The organism is Pseudomonas sp. St316 (assembly GCF_018325905.1).
Taxonomy (GTDB): Bacteria; Pseudomonadota; Gammaproteobacteria; order Pseudomonadales; family Pseudomonadaceae; genus Aquipseudomonas.
The window spans coordinates 4359019-4375083 of record NZ_AP021901.1; the positions used below are offsets into that span (position 1 = coordinate 4359019).

Sequence of the window (16065 nt, forward strand, 5' to 3'; positions counted from 1 at the left end):
AAATCAATCAACTAACGAAAAAACAAAGATCCGAGCTCAACCTGAACATCAAAGGACACTTGTAAGATAAAAATTTCAAGTTGTATGATGTCTATCAACGTCATTGCCATACGATGCCCGTATAAAAACAACGAGTGGGACAATTATGCATACCCAAGACACCCGCAAAGCCCCGATCATCACCAGCATGCAAATCGTGCCTGTGGCCGGCCATGACGGCATGCTGCTGAACCTCAGCGGCGCCCATGGCCCGTTCTTCACCCGCAACATCGTCATCCTCAAGGACAACGCCGGCCACACCGGCGTGGGCGAAGTACCCGGCGGCGAGCGCATTCGCCAGACCCTCGAAGACGCCCGCTCACTGGTGGTCGGCAGCCCGATTGGCACGTACCAGAAGATCCTCAACACCGTGCGCCACGCCTTTGCCGACCGCGATGCCGGCGGCCGTGGCTTGCAGACCTTCGACCTGCGCATCACCATCCACGCGGTCACCGGCCTGGAAGCGGCACTGCTAGACCTGCTCGGCCAGCACCTGGACGTACCGGTCGCCGCCCTGCTCGGCGAAGGCCAGCAGCGTGACGAAGTGAAGATGCTCGGCTATCTGTTTTACGTCGGCGATCGCCAGCAGACCGACCTGGCCTATCGCAGCGAACCGGACGCCGACAACGACTGGTTCCGTATACGCCATGAAAAAGCCCTGGACGCCGACGCCGTGGTCCGCCTGGCCGAAGCCGCCCACGCTCGCTATGGCTTCCAGGACTTCAAGCTCAAGGGCGGTGTGCTCAACGGCGACGCGGAAATCGAAGCGGTCACGGCGCTGGCCGAGCGCTTTCCCCAGGCACGCATCACCCTGGATCCGAACGGCGCCTGGTCACTCAAGGAAGCGGTCCGTTTGTGTCGCGACCAGCACAAGGTGCTGGCCTACGCCGAGGACCCTTGCGGTGCCGAGAACGGCTATTCGGGCCGCGAAGTCATGGCCGAGTTCCGCCGGGCCACGGGCCTGAAGACCGCCACCAACATGATCGCCACCGACTGGCGCGAGATGGGCCACGCCATCACCTTGCAGTCCGTGGACATTCCCCTGGCCGATCCGCATTTCTGGACCATGCAAGGTTCCGTGCGCGTGGCGCAGATGTGCAATGAATGGGGCCTGACCTGGGGCTCGCACTCCAACAACCATTTCGACATTTCCTTGGCGATGTTCACCCACGTGGCCGCTGCCGCACCGGGCGACATTACGGCCATCGACACCCATTGGATCTGGCAGGACGGCCAGCGGCTGACCAAGGCACCCTTGCAGATCCAGGGTGGCTGCGTGCAGGTGCCGAAAAAACCGGGGCTGGGGATTGAGCTGGACACCGACCAACTGGCCAAGGCCCATGAGCTGTACAAGGGCATGGGACTTGGCGCGCGGGACGATGCGGTGGCAATGCAGTTCCTGATTCCGGGCTGGACGTTCAACAACAAGCGGCCGTGCCTGGTTCGCTGAAGCGATCACTATCTCTTGTGGGCGCAAGCTTGCTCGCGATTGCGGTGGATCAGTCAACAGTGATATCGACTGGCACCCCGCTATCGCGAGCAAGCTCGCTCCCACAAGGGGGGCTGCGTGATTAGCCCTCTGGCCGCAAGATCAATACCGCCAACGGCGGCAAGTTGAGTTCCAACGACAAGGCCTGGCCATGACTGGGCACTTCTTCGGTGGAGGCACCGCCGCCGTTGCCATAGTTGGACCCGGCGTAGGTGTCGGCATCGCTGTTGAGCAATTCGACCCAGCGTCCGGCGAACGGCACGCCGACCCGGTAGGCCTCGCGCGGCACCGGAGTGAAGTTGGCGACCACCAGCACCGGCCGGCCCTCCTTGCTCCAGCGCAGCCAGGCGTAGACGCTGTTGAGCGCATCGTCACCAATCAACCACTGGAACCCCTGGGGCGCATCATCCTGGTCGTGCAGCGCCGGTTCTTCGCGATACAGACGGTTCAGATCGCTCACCAGTTTCTGCACGCCACGGTGCTCAGGGTATTGCAGCAGGTACCAGTCCAATTGCTGGTCGTGGTTCCACTCGCGCCATTGGCCGAATTCACAGCCCATGAACAACAGCTTCTTGCCGGGATGGCCCCACATGAAGCTGAGGTAGGCCCTCAGGTTAGCGAATTTCTGCCAGCGATCACCGGGCATCTTGTCGATCAGCGAGCGTTTTCCATGGACCACTTCGTCATGGGAAATCGGCAGGACGAAGCGCTCGGACCAGGCATACACCAGGCCGAAGCTCAGTTCGTTATGGTGATGGGCGCGGTACACCGGGTCTTGCTGGATGTAGTGCAGCGAATCGTGCATCCAGCCCATGTTCCACTTGTACGCAAACCCCAAGCCGCCCTGCTGGGTGCTCTGGCTGACGCCTGGCCATGCCGTTGATTCTTCGGCGATGACCAGCGCACCGGGGGTTTCCAACGCCACCACATCATTGAGGTGGCGCAGGAAATCGATGGCTTCAAGGTTTTCCCGACCGCCATGGCGGTTGGGCACCCACTCACCGGCCTTGCGCGAATAGTCGCGGTACAACATCGAGGCCACGGCATCCACCCGCAGGCCATCGATGTGGAAATGCTTGAGCCAGTGCAGCGCCGACGCCAGCATGAAACCGTGGACCTCGGTGCGACCCAGGTTATAGATCAGCGTGTCCCAATCCTGGTGGAAGCCTTCCAGCGGATTGCCGTATTCGTACAGCGCGGTGCCGTCAAACTGGGCCAGGCCATGGGTGTCGGTGGGGAAATGCGCTGGCACCCAGTCGAGGATGACCCCGATATTGGCCTGGTGGCAGGCGTTGACGAACGCGGCGAAATCGTCCGGCGAACCGAAGCGTGCCGTTGGCGCGAATTGCGACAGTGGCTGATAGCCCCAGGAACCGCCGAACGGGTGCTCCATGATCGGCATCAGCTCGATGTGGGTGAAGCCCAGGTCCTTGACATACGGGATCAACCGCTCGGCCATTTCATGCCAGTTGTATTGCCGGGCCACCTCGCCCGCCTCGTCGATTTCGCACTGCCAGGAGCCGGCGTGCAATTCGTAGATCGACAGCGGCGCACCCGGGAGCTGCCGCTCGCGACGGTGCTGCATCCACTCGTCGTCCTGCCACTCGATCTTCAACGGTGACGCAACTTTCGACGCCGTGTCTGGCGGCATCTGCGTGGCCAGGGCCACCGGGTCGGCCTTGAGCGGCAGGATGCCGTGGGCACCGAGGATTTCATATTTGTAGCCTTCACCCGCACCAAGCCGCGGAATGAACAGCTCCCACACGCCAGACGGATAGCGGATGCGCATCGGATGCCGACGCCCGTCCCAGGCGTTGAAATCCCCGACCACCGAAACGCGCCGGGCATTCGGCGCCCAGACCGCGAACCGCACGCCGTCGATGCCATCGACGGTGGTCAGTTGCGCACCGAGGCAGGAACTGAGATCGCGGTGATTGCCCTCGCCAAACAGGTAAAGGTCCATCTCCCCCAGCAACGGACCGAAGCTGTAGGGGTCTTCGGCAACCTGCTCGCCGCCAGCCCAACGGGTGCGCAGCAAGTACGCCTGGGCATGGTCGAAATGGCCGACGAACAGCCCCGGGGTTTCGGTGGATTGCAGCTCCCCCAGCTCTTCGCCGCCATCACGGGCAAGCACCTGCACGCTCAAGGCTCCGGGCAGATACGCACGAATGAATTGGCCGCCAACGTCGTCGCCATGCGGCCCCAGGATGGAAAACGGGTCGTGGTGTTCGGCACGCACCAGCGCGTCGATGTCATGGGGCGCCGGCAGCAAGGACTCCTTGGCCTGCCCCTGTGGTTCTTTGTTCGAAACACTCATGATTCTCTCCACTAAATCGGTCCGGCTACGTCGGAAAAGGGTTGCAGCCCACTCAATAACCCGACCAGACCGTGCAACGGCACGGGCAGCCAGGTGGGGCGATTCTCGGCTTCATAGGCCACTTCATAGGCCGCCTTCTCCAGGCCGAACAACGCCAGCGCGGCGTCTTCGCCTTCAGCATCCTTCCACTCATGGGCAAGACTAGCTGCCGCCAGCCGATATGCCTCGACAAATGCCTGGCGAGCCTCTTTCAAATAACGATCGGCGACCCGTTGCCGCGCCGCATCGGCATCGGCCGTGCTGTCGACGGTGTGCAAGTGAATCGCCATGGCCGCCGCATAATCGAAGGAGCGCAACACGCCACTGACGTCCTTATAAGGGCTGTGCTTGCCCCGTCGCTCATGCAATGGCCGCGCCGGCTCACCTTCGAAGTCGATCAGGTAGGCGTCGCCCTTGATCACCAGCACCTGACCCAGGTGCAGGTCGCCATGGACGCGGATGCGCAAGCCTCCCTCAGCCTTGCCGGCCAGTACCTGGACATGGGCCAGGACGGTTTTCTTGTGCTCCAGCAAACGTGCGACCATGGCCTGGTCCGCGGGGTTCAATTGGCCCTGGTTCTGCTTGAGCAGGCGCAAGGCGTTTTCGACTTGGGCGACCACGTCCTTGCCGATGGCCTGGGCTTGCTTGGCGTTGGTGGCCTGCGGCGCGAAATCCGGGTCGTCGGTGGCCTGGGCCAATACCTGGTGCATTTCCCCCAGGCGCTGGCCGAGCATGCCGGCGAAATCCTTGAGTTCGCCCAGGGCGTTGTAATGCTGCTCCTGTTCGGACACCGCGTCCGCCAGCTCATCGCGCAGGGCGCGCTCCAGGTTGTTCTGGGTCCATTCCCAGGCGTCGCCCTGATTGCTCAAGTAGCCCTGGGCGATCATTAGCAGCGCATCTTCACCCTGGGCGTCGCGGCGAACCACCGAACCCAGCAACGGTGAAATGTTGCTGAAACCGGCAGCGGTCAGGTAGGCGCTCATTTCCAGTTCCGGGTGCACACCCGAGGCGACCTTGCGAATCAGCTTGAGCACCAGGCTGCTCCCTACCACCACCGAACTGTTGGACTGTTCGGCGGACAGGTAACGCACCTCTGGTTCGTCTCCCAGGTTCAGCGCAGCCAGGCCTTCGGTGGGTTCGAAGCGCAACTCACCTTCGGCAAACGGCAGCACCGTGGCGGCCTGCATGCTTTGCAATACGGCCCGCACGAAGCTTTCCAGGCTGAATGCATCGGTGATCAAGCCCACCTGACGCACCCGACGTACCCGCGACAACGCCAATTGCTGCGGCAACGCCGCACCGACCTGGTCTTCGGCGAGCAGGCCGAACGGCAGCTGATAACGCAGGGTCTGACCGCCACTGGTGACATCGATTTCGCTGAGCAACACGGGGTGCTGTGGATCACCGAAGCGCACGCCATAAACAATGTCGACCTTCTCGATCGCACTGTCCTTGCCGGCGAACCAGCGCCGGTTCTGCAGCCAGCTCGGCAGGATGGTTTGCTCCAACGTGGTGCGCGATGGCGCTTCGAGCAATTCTTCCAAGCGTTTTTTCAGCACCAGGGTGGTGAAGTCCGGCAAGCTCTGGGCCGGTTCCACGTGCCAACTCGGCATCTGGTTCTCGGCTGCCAAAGCGAACCAATAGAAACCGTACGGCGCCAGGGTCAGCAGGAAGTTCAACTGGCCGATGGGTGGGAAAGCGTTGCCGCCGAGCATCTCCACCGGGACCATGCCGGCGTAGGTCGACAGATCCAGCTCGGCAGCCTGGGCGCTGCGGGACACGTTGGCCACGCAGAGGATAATTTCGTGCTTGCCTTCCGGGCTGGTGTATTCCCGGGTGTAGGCCAGGATCCGACGGTTGCTCGGCGACAGCATTTTCAGCGTGCCTCGGCCGAAGGCTTGTGACTGCTTGCGCACCGCCAGCATCCGACGAGTCCAGTTAAGCAGCGAATGCGGATCGCCGGCCTGGGTCTCGACGTTGACCGACTGGTAGCCGTATTGCGGGTCCATGATCGGCGGCAGCACCAGGCTGGCCGGGTCGGCCCGCGAGAAGCCGCCGTTGCGGTCGATGGACCACTGCATTGGCGTACGCACGCCATCGCGGTCGCCCAGATAGATGTTGTCGCCCATGCCGATTTCATCGCCGTAGTACAGCGTCGGCGTGCCAGGCATCGACAACAGCAGGCTGTTGAGCAACTCGACGCGCCGACGGTCGCGCTCCACCAACGGCGCCAGGCGCCGACGAATGCCCAGGTTGATACGCGCTCGGCGGTCGGCGGCGTAATAATTCCACAGGTAATCGCGCTCCTTGTCAGTGACCATCTCCAGGGTCAGTTCATCGTGGTTGCGCAGGAAAATCGCCCACTGGCAATTGGCCGGGATCTCCGGGGTCTGGCGCAGGATGTCGGTAATAGGGAAGCGATCTTCCTGGGCCAACGCCATGTACATGCGCGGCATCAGCGGAAAATGGAAGGCCATGTGGCATTCGTCACCGTTCATCCCTTGGGCGTCGACATCGCCGAAGTACAACTGGGTGTCTTCCGGCCACTGGTTGGCTTCGGCCAGCAACATGCGGTCGGGGTAGTTGGCATCGATCTCGGCACGAATCTGCTTGAGGACGTCGTGGGTCTCGGGCAGGTTTTCGTTGTTGGTGCCGTCGCGCTCGATCAGGTACGGGATGGCGTCCAGGCGCAAGCCGTCGATGCCCATGTCCAGCCAGTAGCGCATCACCGACAGCACGGCCTTGATGACCTGTGGGTTATCAAAGTTGAGGTCGGGCTGGTGGGAGTAGAAGCGGTGCCAGAAGTACTGGCCCGCCACGGGGTCCCAGGTCCAGTTGGACTTCTCGGTGTCGAGGAAAATGATTCGCGTGCCATCGTATTTGTGGTCATCGTCGGACCAGACGTAGAAGTCCCGCGCCGCCGAACCCGGCTTGGCCTTGCGCGCGCGCTGAAACCACGGATGCTGGTCCGAGGTGTGGTTGATGACCAGTTCGGTGATGACCCGCAGGTTGCGTTTGTGGGCTTCAGCGATGAAGCGCCGCGCATCGGCCATGGTGCCGTAGTCGGCGCTGACGCCACGGTATTCGGCAATGTCATAACCGTCGTCGCGCCTGGGCGAAGGATAGAACGGCAGCAGCCAGATGGTGTTGACGCCCAGGTCGGCGATGTAGTCGAGCTTTTCGATCAGGCCGGGAAAGTCACCGATACCGTCGTTATTGGAGTCGAAATAGGATTTTACGTGGACCTGGTAAATCACCGCGTCCTTGTACCAGAGCGGATCTTTGATGAAGGTGGCAGACCGGGGTTTCTTCGCCATTTGCAACTCCTGATGAATTCAATAAAGCCGCGGAAGGCTTGTGAGGTCTTTTTGTGGCGAGGGGATAAATCCCCTCGCCACAAAAGCTCTCCTCAACATTGCACTGCGTTACGCCACGCTGATCCGCCAGATCCCGAACGGCTGGTAGGCAGGGTCGATCCGCATGAACTGGTACTTGCCGTGCCAGCTCCAACGATGTCCGTTCATCAGATCCTCGCCCTGGGTCTGGGCGTCGTCGGGCAGGCCCATCTCCCACAGCGGCAACTCAAAACTGGCTTCCTGCGGGTTGTGCGGATCGAGGCTCACCGCCACCAGGATGAAATTGCTGCCATCGGCGGTGCGTTTGCCGAAATAGAGAATGTTGTCGTTCCAGGCGTTGTAGATTTTCAGGCCCAGGTGGCTATGCAGTGCTGGGTTCTGACGACGGATGCGGTTGAGTTGGGCGATCTCGGCGACGATGTTGCCCGGCGCGGTGAAGTCCCGGGGACGGATCTCGTATTTCTCCGAATCGAGGTATTCCTCCTTGCCCGGCACTGGTGCCGACTCACACAGCTCGAAGCCCGAATACATGCCCCACAGGCCCGAGCCCATGGTTGCCAGGGCCGCGCGGATCAAGAAGCCCGCGCGCCCCGACTCATGGAGAAAGGCCGGATTGATGTCTGGCGTGTTGACGAAAAAGTTCGGCCGGTAGCATTCACGCCACGGCGATTCATTGAGTTCGCTGAAGTAGGTCGCCAGTTCAGCCTTGGTGTTGCGCCAGGTGAAATAGGTGTAGCTCTGGGAGTAACCGACCTTGCCCAACCGCGCCATCATGGCCGGCGTGGTGAACGCTTCAGCCAGGAAGATCACTTCAGGGTATTGGGCCCGTACATCGGCGATCAGCCATTGCCAGAACGGCAGTGGCTTGGTGTGAGGGTTGTCGACGCGGAATATCTTGACGCCTTCCTCGACCCAGCCCACCACGATGTCCCGCAGCTCCGTCCACAGACTGGGAATCGCATCGGCCGCGTAGAAATCGACGTTGACGATGTCCTGGTATTTCTTCGGTGGGTTTTCCGCATATTTGATCGTGCCGTCCGGCCGCCAGCTGAACCAGCCCGGGTGCTGCTTGAGCCAAGGGTGGTCTTGGGAACATTGGATCGCGAAGTCCAGGGCGATCTCCAGGCCGTGGTCAGCGGCCGCCGCCACCAGGCGTCGGAAGTCCTCGCGGCTACCCAATTGCGGGTGAATGGCCTCGTGACCGCCCTCCTCGCTGCCAATGGCATACGGGCTACCCGGGTCGTCGGGACCGGCAGTGAGGGAGTTATTCGGGCCTTTGCGGAAGCTGCGACCGATGGGGTGGATCGGCGGGAAGTACAGCACGTCGAAGCCCATGTCCTGGATCACCGCCAGGCGCGAATGCACGTCGTTGAAAGTGCCGTGGCGCTGGGGATCGTCGGTGATCGAGCGGGGAAACAGCTCATACCAGCTGGCAAACTCGGACAGCTTGCGCTCCACATCCAGCGGATATTCGGGGCTGATGCTCAAGTACGGGCGATGATCGGCCCGGGACATCAAATCGGCACTGCGCGGTGCCAGGAACAGCGCCACCTGCTCGGTCGGCAACAGGCCGGAGAGCTCATGGTGCAAGGCCGCCAGTTGCTCGCTCAGTTCACCCGTGCTGCGCTCGACGGCCATTTGCACCTGGTTGCGCCCTTCTTGCAACTCCAGGCTGATCGGCACCCCTGCACCGAATTTCTTTTCCAGCTCGTAGCGAAAACTGGCGAACTGATCGATCCAGGCCTCGATACAAAACACATAGCGGCCTTGTTCCGGCACGTTGAACAGGCCCTGCCAGCCGTTGTTGCCCAGGTCATCCATGACCTCGCTGTTCCACACTTCGTCCTGCAGCGCACGCCAGCGAATGCGTACGGCCAGCTTGTCATGACCATCGGCGAAGACTTTGCTGGTCACTGTCACGTCCTGCCCAGCCACGGCCTTGGCGGCGAATTGTCCACCGTCGATCACCGGCATGGTGTTTTCAATAGCAATACGCGGCAACAGCAAGGCTTGGGACAGCGGCAAATGCGGGTTGTAGGCCAGTTCAGTCGGGTGTTCGGCAGTCATCGAGCATCACTCCTTTTACGCCCCATGGACGCGCTTGTGGCGGTAAAGGCCCAACGGGTCCCTGAAAAAACTCACTTAAACTCCGAACCGAATCAGCGGCTAAAAGTTCAGAGGGATTTGCCCCGGTGCATCCCGGGGATCAAAGCCGGTGCGAGGTGGTCAACAACAATAAGCACGACTCAAGCCATGTGCGTCACGGAGACCCGTCCCGATGAATATTCCCATCCCGGCCGAAACACCCGATCCGAACATCGACGATCCCACCTTGCCTCCGCCCGGCCCTGATCCGGAACCGATTCCAGAGAAAGACCCGCCGCTGGACCCACAACCGCCGCTGGGCGACCCGCCGAGCGAGGCGCCGCCGGAGCGGGTTTGATTCAAGCGTAGTAATAAAGCAACTGGATGACGAAAAACCTGTGGGAATGAGCTTGCTCGCCAAAGCGGGGTGCCAGTCTGTATAGACGTTGGCTGGCAGGACGCCCTCGCGAGCAAGCTCGCTCCCACAAGTCTTATGCTCAGGCTATGGCTTGTCGCCCTTATCTAGCGCCCGAACGATCACTGGCATCACACTGAAGATCGCCAGCGCCAGTATCGTACTGAGCACCGCCGTCGCCTCTCGCCCCAACCCGGCGGCGACGCCAATGGCAGCGGTCATCCACAGGCCCGCGGCGGTGGTCAGGCCTTTGACATGGCCTGCATCGCCGTCGGTGTTTTTCAGGATGGTGCCGGCACCGAGAAAACCGATGCCGGCGACCACCCCCTGTATCACCCGACTCATCGCGTCGGCCTGGGACCCGGACATCTGTGGCACCAATACGAACAGCGCCGCCCCCAAGGCCACGAGCATGTGGGTTCGTACGCCGGCAGCCTTGCCCTTGTGTTCGCGCTCGAAACCCAGGACGCCGCCCAACACCGCGGCTATGAGCAGGCGCACCGTGACCCGGGTCATCTGCTGGGCATCGGTGATGTCGGCGAACTCCGCCTGCAGGGTTACCCAGACTTCATGCCACCACTCGTCCATGGACCGTCCTCTTTTTCATTCAATAAACGATGGACCGCAGGCGGCGCCAGAGGTGCGTCTGACCGCTGATCAGCCGCAACGAACCCTGGCTTGGCCGCGAGACCTAACGTTCATGACACCAGAAGGAGTTACACCATGACTGTCCGTATCGATGACAACCAGACCTGCCATTTCGAAACGCCCAACGGCACCGAACAGCGCCCCGCCAGCGAGCTGACCATCATCACCGACCCGGACAAGGCCATGTCCGTGGTGGAGCTCAATGGCGACCGGGTCTACATCACCGAGGCCGAGGCCGATGCGCTGACCGTGGCCGGCGCAGTCGACGGACGCAAGCACCTGAAGGCCAGCGACAGCGGTTCGGCGATCTGAGCCCCCTTGAAGCCTCTGCGAGGTGTTCAATCTGTGGGAGCAAAGCTTGCTCGCGATGAAAACAACACGATACCTCTTGAACCGAGGTGCCTGTATCGCGAGCAAGCATTGCTGCCACTGCCCCCTGGCCTCAACGGTATGTTCGCTCCTCCCTGGGTGCATCAAAGTGTCGCAGCGCCTGGGCTTCGCGGCATCTGATCCGGTTTTTATCGAAATACCTGAGTCTGTTATGCAAACAGTTCCATGGTCATAGTGCGCCGGCCAGATAGAGGCTGATGAGCGACCGACCATGAGCGATAGAATCCCCGTCCAGTTGATACAGACGTTCGAACCTGCGCCAGCGAAGATAAAGGCCAGGAGCACCGACAACCTGATCCACACCCGCAGTTTCACCGGTTTGTTTCGTACCCTGCGCATCAGCGGTGCGGGGGTTCTGTTCCTGCTGTTCTTCGGCACGGTGTGGTTGAACTGGGGCGGCCGTCAGGCCGTGCTCTGGGACCTTTCCGAAAGCAAATTCCACATCTTTGGCGCGACCTTCTGGCCCCAGGACTTCATCCTGCTGTCGGCCTTGCTGATCATTGCCGCCTTCGGCCTGTTTGCGATCACCGTGTTTGCCGGTCGCGTGTGGTGCGGCTACACCTGCCCGCAGAGTTCCTGGACCTGGATCTTCATGTGGTGCGAGAAAATCACCGAAGGCGAACGCAACCAGCGGATCAAGCTGCAGGCCGCGCCCTGGGGCCTGAACAAACTCTTGCGCCGCAGCGCCAAGCACACGTTGTGGCTGGCCATCAGCCTACTCACCGGCCTGACGTTCGTGGGGTACTTCACGCCGATCCGCCCCTTGGCCGAAGAACTGCTGACCCTGCAAATGGCCGGCGTGAGCTTGTTCTGGGTACTCTTCTTTACCGCAGCCACCTACCTCAACGCCGGCTGGCTGCGTGAAGCGGTGTGCATGCATATGTGCCCCTATGCACGCTTTCAGAGCGTGATGTTCGACAAGGACACACTGACCATTTCCTACGATACGGCCCGTGGTGAAATCCGCGGCCCACGCAAACGCGAGGCAAACCCGGCCAATATTGGCCTGGGCGACTGCATCGACTGCCAGATGTGCGTGCAGGTCTGCCCCACCGGCATCGACATCCGCGACGGCCTGCAGATGGAGTGCATCGGCTGCGCGGCCTGCATCGATGCCTGCGATTCGATCATGGACAAGATGGGCTACGCCCGCGGCCTGATCAAATACACCTCCGAACATCAGTTGCAGGGCGGCAAGACTCACCTGCTCAGGCCTCGGCTGATCGGCTATACCGCCGTGCTGCTGGTGATGATCGGCGCGCTGATCGTGGCGCTGATGCAACGGCCCATGGTGTCGCTGGATGTCAGCAAGGACCGTGGCCTGTTCCGCGAAAACAGCGCAGGCCAGATCGAGAATATCTACAGCCTGAAAATCATCAACAAGACCCAACAGCGCCAGGATTATCACCTGTCCCTGGTGGACGGCGACGGCTTCATCCTGCAAGGCAAGACCCAACTGAGCCTGGCACCGGGGGAAATCGTCGATGTGCCGGTGTCGGTGGCGATGCTCAGCGAACGGCCCGGTAAAGGCTCCCAGGAAATGACGTTCAAGGTCGCCGACAGTGACGAGCCAGGAAGCTACAGCATCGCCAAGAGCCGTTTTGTCGCACCGATGAATCGGTGAAGCTTTAAGATGCCGGGCACCTTGTGGGAGCGAGCCTGTGGGAGCAAAGCTTGCTCGCGAAAAACGATGACGCGACCTTACTGTTGATCCATGTCGGCTGCGTCGCGAGCAAGCTTTGCTCCCACAGGCTCTCCCACCGTTTAAAAAGCGCAAACCATGTGTCACTCAAGACTGGGCCCACCATGAAACGCTACGAGAAATTTGCCGACGACATCGCTGAACTGATCCGCTCGGGCATGCTGGGGCCAGGTCAGCGCGTGCCGTCTGTACGCTACGCCAGCCAGACCTACGGTGTCAGCCCGTCCACCGTGTTCCAGGCCTATTACCTGCTGGAGCGACGCGGCATGATCCGGGCCCGGCCGCGCTCCGGCTACTTCGTCAACACCCATGCGCCAAGCCCGTTTTCGGAGCCGGCGATCAGCCCCCAAGTGCACGAGTCCACCGAAGTCGACGTCAGTGAGCTGGTTTTTTCAGTACTGGAATCGATCAAGGATCCGACCACCGTACCGTTTGGCTCGGCATTCCCCAGCCCGCTGCTGTTTCCGCTGCAGCGGCTGTCCCGCTCGCTGTCCAGCGCCACACGGGACATGGACCCGCGCGTGGTGGTCACGGACATGTCGCCGGGCAACCCGCAATTACGCCGGCAGATCGCCCTGCGCTACATGGTCGGCGGGTTGATGCTGCCCATGGAAGAGCTGCTGGTCACCAACGGTGCCCTGGAAGCCTTGAACCTGTGCCTGCAAGCCGTGACCGAACCTGGCGACCTGGTGGCAATCGAAGCCCCGGCGTTCTACGCCAGCCTGCAGGTACTGGAGCGCCTGAAACTCAAGGCCGTGGAGATCCCTGTCCATCCGCGCGACGGCATCGACCTGGACGTCTTGGCGCAAACACTGGAACGCCATCCGATCAAGGCCTGCTGGTGCATGACCAGTTTCCAGAACCCCATGGGCGCGACCATGCCCGAGGCAAGGAAACAGGCATTGGTGGAGCTGCTACGCCGCCATCAGGTGCCACTGATCGAAGACGACGTCTACGCCGAACTCTATTACGGCCAACAGGCCCCCAAGCCGGCCAAGGCGTTCGACACCGAAGGGCTGGTGATGCATTGCGGTTCGTTCGCCAAGAGCCTCGCGCCGGGTTATCGCATCGGCTGGGTTGCCGCCGGGCGCTACGCGCAGAAGATCGAACGGCTCAAGCTCATGACTTCGTTGTGCGCCTCGATGCCGGCCCAGGCCGCTATCGCCGACTACCTGCAACACGGCGGCTACGACCGTCACTTGCGCAAACTGCGCTATGCCCTGGAAGAACAGCAAAACGCGATGCTCGCCGCCATTGCCCGCTATTTCCCGGCCCAGACCCGGGTCAGCCAGCCAGCGGGGGGCTACTTCCTGTGGCTGGAGCTGCCGGAGCAGATGGATTCACTGAAACTGTTCCAGATGGCCCTGGCCCAAGGCATCAGCATCGCGCCGGGGCCGATCTTCTCAGCGACCCGACGTTTCAGGAATTGCATCCGTTTGAACTATGGCAGCCCGTGGACCGAAGTCTCGGAAAAGGCCATGGAGACGTTGGGGCGGATTATTCGATCGTTTTGATAGGGGGTTGTCTATCCGGCCGCCATCGCGAGCAAGCTCGCTCCCACACTGGATCTCACCGCCGATCAACCTGTGGGAGCGAGCTTGCTTGCGATGAGGCCGGCACGAACAAGCCGGACCTCAGCGTCCCCCACCCAGATCCACAAACGTCCCGGTCGCATACGAAGCCTTGTCCGACAGCAGCCAGACAATCGCTTCGGCCACCTCATCCGGACGCCCGCCCCGGGCCATGGGGATGGCTGATTCCAGCTTGCTGACCCGATCCGGGTCGCCGCTCAGGGCATGGAAATCGGTGTAGATGTAGCCGGGGCGAACCGCATTGACACGAATGCCTTCGCCGGCCACTTCCTTGGACAAACCAATGGTGAAGGTGTCCAGCGCGCCCTTGGAGGCCGCGTAATCGACGTACTCCCCCGGTGCGCCCAAGCGGGCGGCCACCGACGAGACGTTGACGATGCTGCCACCCTGCCCGCCGTGCCTGGGCGACATGCGCAACACCGCGTGCTTGGCACACAGGATCGGCCCCAGCACGTTGGTCTTCAAGATCTTGAGGATGCGGAATTCGGACATTTCATCGAGCCGGGACTTGTGGGCCACCGTGCCGGCGTTGTTCACCAGGGCAGTGACACGGCCCAGCTCGGCGTCAACCCGGTCGAACAGGCCGATCACTTCGTCTTCGATGCTCACGTCCGCGCGCACGGCAATCGCCTGCGCGCCCTTGGCCCGGACCTGTTCGAGCACCTCTTGCGCGGCGCTTTCATCGGACTGGTAGTTGATGCAAATCCGATAGCCCAACTCGGCAGCCAACAGCGCCGTGGCCGCCCCGATTCCGCGGCTGCCACCGGTGATGACGATGACTTTATCCACGCTTGCTTCTCCCATTCCACGGATAGACGTCCGGCCCAAGAATAGCGTTCACGTCACGCTTTGCACAAACCGCTGCGCTTACCGGGCCAGGGCGCGCAGATCCAGGCGTCCGTCCAACAGCGGCGGGCACCAGTAATAGCCGCCGGTGATCGGTCGGCTCATGCGATACAGGCCATCGGTGATGCCGTCTTCCAGGCCACTCATGCGGCGCAGTTGTGCCTCGAAGGCATCGAGGGAGAAACCGAACGCCAGGAACATCAGCCCTGCACGGTCGCCTTCGATCCACGGCATGGAGCGACGGAGCACGAACGCCTCCGGGGCGAAGCTTTCCTGGGCGGTACGCTTGACGTGGGCCGACTCCGGCGCATCGTCGATTTCTTCGTTGTCGCTCAGGCGACGGCCCATGATGTTGTCGCGCTCATGGGGCTGCATCGCCGCAAAGCCATCCAGATCGTGCTGCCATTGCTGGATCGCGGCGAAACTGCCACCGCGCACTCCATCGGCGCCCTGGGCCAGGGCGGCGGCGATGGCCGCTTCGTCATGAGGGTTTTCGGTGCCGTCTTCGTAGCCGGTCAGGTCATGGCCGGTCATATGGCGGAAGGTTTCGTTCATCTGCACCAGGCGCAGCGCCGGGGCCAACGCCGCTTCGATGGCGCGACTGCGGTGCATCAGCTCGCCGCGGTCTTCGCCGTGCAGCCAGCACCACAGCGCGTGCTGGGTCGAAGGGTTGTCCACACCCACGCCGGCCAACGCCGCAAAGGCCCGCAGGCCTTCGACCTGGGCGCCCAGCGCCTGGACCAGTGATTCACCAAAACCGACCACGGCCCGCCCATCGAGCAGCAACAGGAGTTTGTCTATCGCAGCCGGCAGTGCCTCGACCGATTCCAGGGCAAAAAACAAATGACGGGCCTGAGGCGGAACAGGGGTGGCGAGAATGCCGGGCTGGTAGTAACTCATGTGAACTCCTTTAGAAATAGCCAAGTTTACCCGGCAGCCGTGGGAGTTTGCCATGCGACACCGAAGCCGACCGCCAAAAGATTTTCGTAGGAAGGCTCCCGCGTTCCAGTCAGACGACTCGGAATCTGGCTTGAGTCTGATGGCAGCCAATTGCCGGGCAACCGAAAACCTCCTAGATTGACCGCCCAAAGATGCACTCAGGCATCGCAAGCTGCCGGATGCAGGGCGGCTTGAACCACCGCCATCC

The 16065-nt window shown here is 61.7% G+C and carries 11 protein-coding genes; 5 read left to right on the plus strand and 6 right to left on the minus strand.

Annotation, left to right across the window (positions count from 1 at the left end; all coding sequences use genetic code 11):
• The first annotated feature begins 145 nt into the window (after positions 1-145).
• A complete protein-coding gene (gudD, locus tag KI237_RS19205; protein ID WP_212796586.1) occupies positions 146-1489 on the plus strand; it encodes a glucarate dehydratase in 1344 nt (447 codons plus the stop codon).
• Positions 1490-1610: 121 nt separating this feature from the next.
• Here gudD and glgB read toward each other — a convergent pair whose 3' ends face one another.
• The 3 genes from glgB to KI237_RS19220 form a co-directional block, all read right to left on the minus strand.
• Positions 1611-3845 carry a 1,4-alpha-glucan branching protein GlgB gene (gene glgB, locus KI237_RS19210; protein ID WP_212796587.1) on the minus strand — a complete coding sequence of 745 codons (2235 nt, stop codon included), beginning with the start codon at positions 3843-3845 and terminating at the stop codon, positions 1611-1613.
• A gap of 11 nt (positions 3846-3856) precedes the next feature.
• Complete coding sequence (gene treS / locus KI237_RS19215; RefSeq protein WP_212796588.1) at positions 3857-7201, minus strand: maltose alpha-D-glucosyltransferase; 3345 nt, start codon at positions 7199-7201, stop codon at positions 3857-3859.
• Positions 7202-7309: 108 nt separating this feature from the next.
• Positions 7310-9307 carry an alpha-1,4-glucan--maltose-1-phosphate maltosyltransferase gene (locus KI237_RS19220; RefSeq protein ID WP_212796589.1) on the minus strand — a complete coding sequence of 666 codons (1998 nt, stop codon included), beginning with the start codon at positions 9305-9307 and terminating at the stop codon, positions 7310-7312.
• Between the two features lie 211 nt (positions 9308-9518).
• Here KI237_RS19220 and KI237_RS19225 point away from each other — a divergent pair, with 211 nt between their 5' ends.
• On the plus strand, positions 9519-9683 hold the full coding sequence (locus KI237_RS19225) for a hypothetical protein (protein WP_013692690.1): 165 nt from the start codon (positions 9519-9521) through the stop codon (positions 9681-9683).
• 144 nt (positions 9684-9827) lie between these two features.
• Here KI237_RS19225 and KI237_RS19230 read toward each other — a convergent pair whose 3' ends face one another.
• Entirely contained in the window at positions 9828-10328 is a 501-nt protein-coding gene (locus KI237_RS19230; protein ID WP_212796590.1) for an MgtC/SapB family protein, read from the minus strand.
• 135 nt (positions 10329-10463) lie between these two features.
• On the opposite strand from KI237_RS19230, the gene KI237_RS19235 reads away from it, so the two are divergent.
• The 3 genes from KI237_RS19235 to mapR all read left to right on the plus strand — a co-directional run bounded on the left by KI237_RS19235 (position 10464) and on the right by mapR (position 13994).
• On the plus strand, positions 10464-10700 hold the full coding sequence (locus KI237_RS19235) for a DUF3203 family protein (RefSeq protein ID WP_003200097.1): 237 nt from the start codon (positions 10464-10466) through the stop codon (positions 10698-10700).
• Between the two features lie 289 nt (positions 10701-10989).
• Positions 10990-12402, plus strand: coding sequence for a cytochrome c oxidase accessory protein CcoG (gene ccoG / locus KI237_RS19240; RefSeq protein ID WP_212796591.1), 1413 nt, complete (start codon positions 10990-10992; stop codon positions 12400-12402).
• 182 nt (positions 12403-12584) lie between these two features.
• A complete protein-coding gene (mapR, locus tag KI237_RS19245) occupies positions 12585-13994 on the plus strand; it encodes a GntR family transcriptional regulator MpaR (protein ID WP_212796592.1) in 1410 nt (469 codons plus the stop codon).
• A 120-nt stretch (positions 13995-14114) separates the two neighbouring features.
• Here mapR and KI237_RS19250 read toward each other — a convergent pair whose 3' ends face one another.
• Entirely contained in the window at positions 14115-14861 is a 747-nt protein-coding gene (locus KI237_RS19250) for an SDR family oxidoreductase (protein WP_212796593.1), read from the minus strand.
• A 78-nt stretch (positions 14862-14939) separates the two neighbouring features.
• A complete protein-coding gene (locus KI237_RS19255) occupies positions 14940-15818 on the minus strand; it encodes a Dyp-type peroxidase (RefSeq protein ID WP_212796594.1) in 879 nt (292 codons plus the stop codon).
• Between the last annotated feature and the right edge of the window lie 247 nt (positions 15819-16065).

Bases quoted from the DNA above. Each gene is read 5' to 3' on its own strand.
- KI237_RS19230 (WP_212796590.1), bottom strand. From the start codon at position 10,328: ATGGACGAGTGGTGGCATGAAGTCTGGGTAACCCTGCAGGCGGAGTTC.
- mapR (WP_212796592.1), top strand. From the start codon at position 12,585: ATGAAACGCTACGAGAAATTTGCCGACGACATCGCTGAACTGATCCGC.
- ccoG (WP_212796591.1), top strand. From the start codon at position 10,990: ATGAGCGATAGAATCCCCGTCCAGTTGATACAGACGTTCGAACCTGCG.
- gudD (WP_212796586.1), top strand. From the start codon at position 146: ATGCATACCCAAGACACCCGCAAAGCCCCGATCATCACCAGCATGCAA.
- KI237_RS19255 (WP_212796594.1), bottom strand. From the start codon at position 15,818: ATGAGTTACTACCAGCCCGGCATTCTCGCCACCCCTGTTCCGCCTCAG.
- glgB (WP_212796587.1), bottom strand. From the start codon at position 3,845: ATGAGTGTTTCGAACAAAGAACCACAGGGGCAGGCCAAGGAGTCCTTG.
- KI237_RS19225 (WP_013692690.1), top strand. From the start codon at position 9,519: ATGAATATTCCCATCCCGGCCGAAACACCCGATCCGAACATCGACGAT.
- treS (WP_212796588.1), bottom strand. From the start codon at position 7,201: ATGGCGAAGAAACCCCGGTCTGCCACCTTCATCAAAGATCCGCTCTGG.
- KI237_RS19235 (WP_003200097.1), top strand. From the start codon at position 10,464: ATGACTGTCCGTATCGATGACAACCAGACCTGCCATTTCGAAACGCCC.
- KI237_RS19220 (WP_212796589.1), bottom strand. From the start codon at position 9,307: ATGACTGCCGAACACCCGACTGAACTGGCCTACAACCCGCATTTGCCG.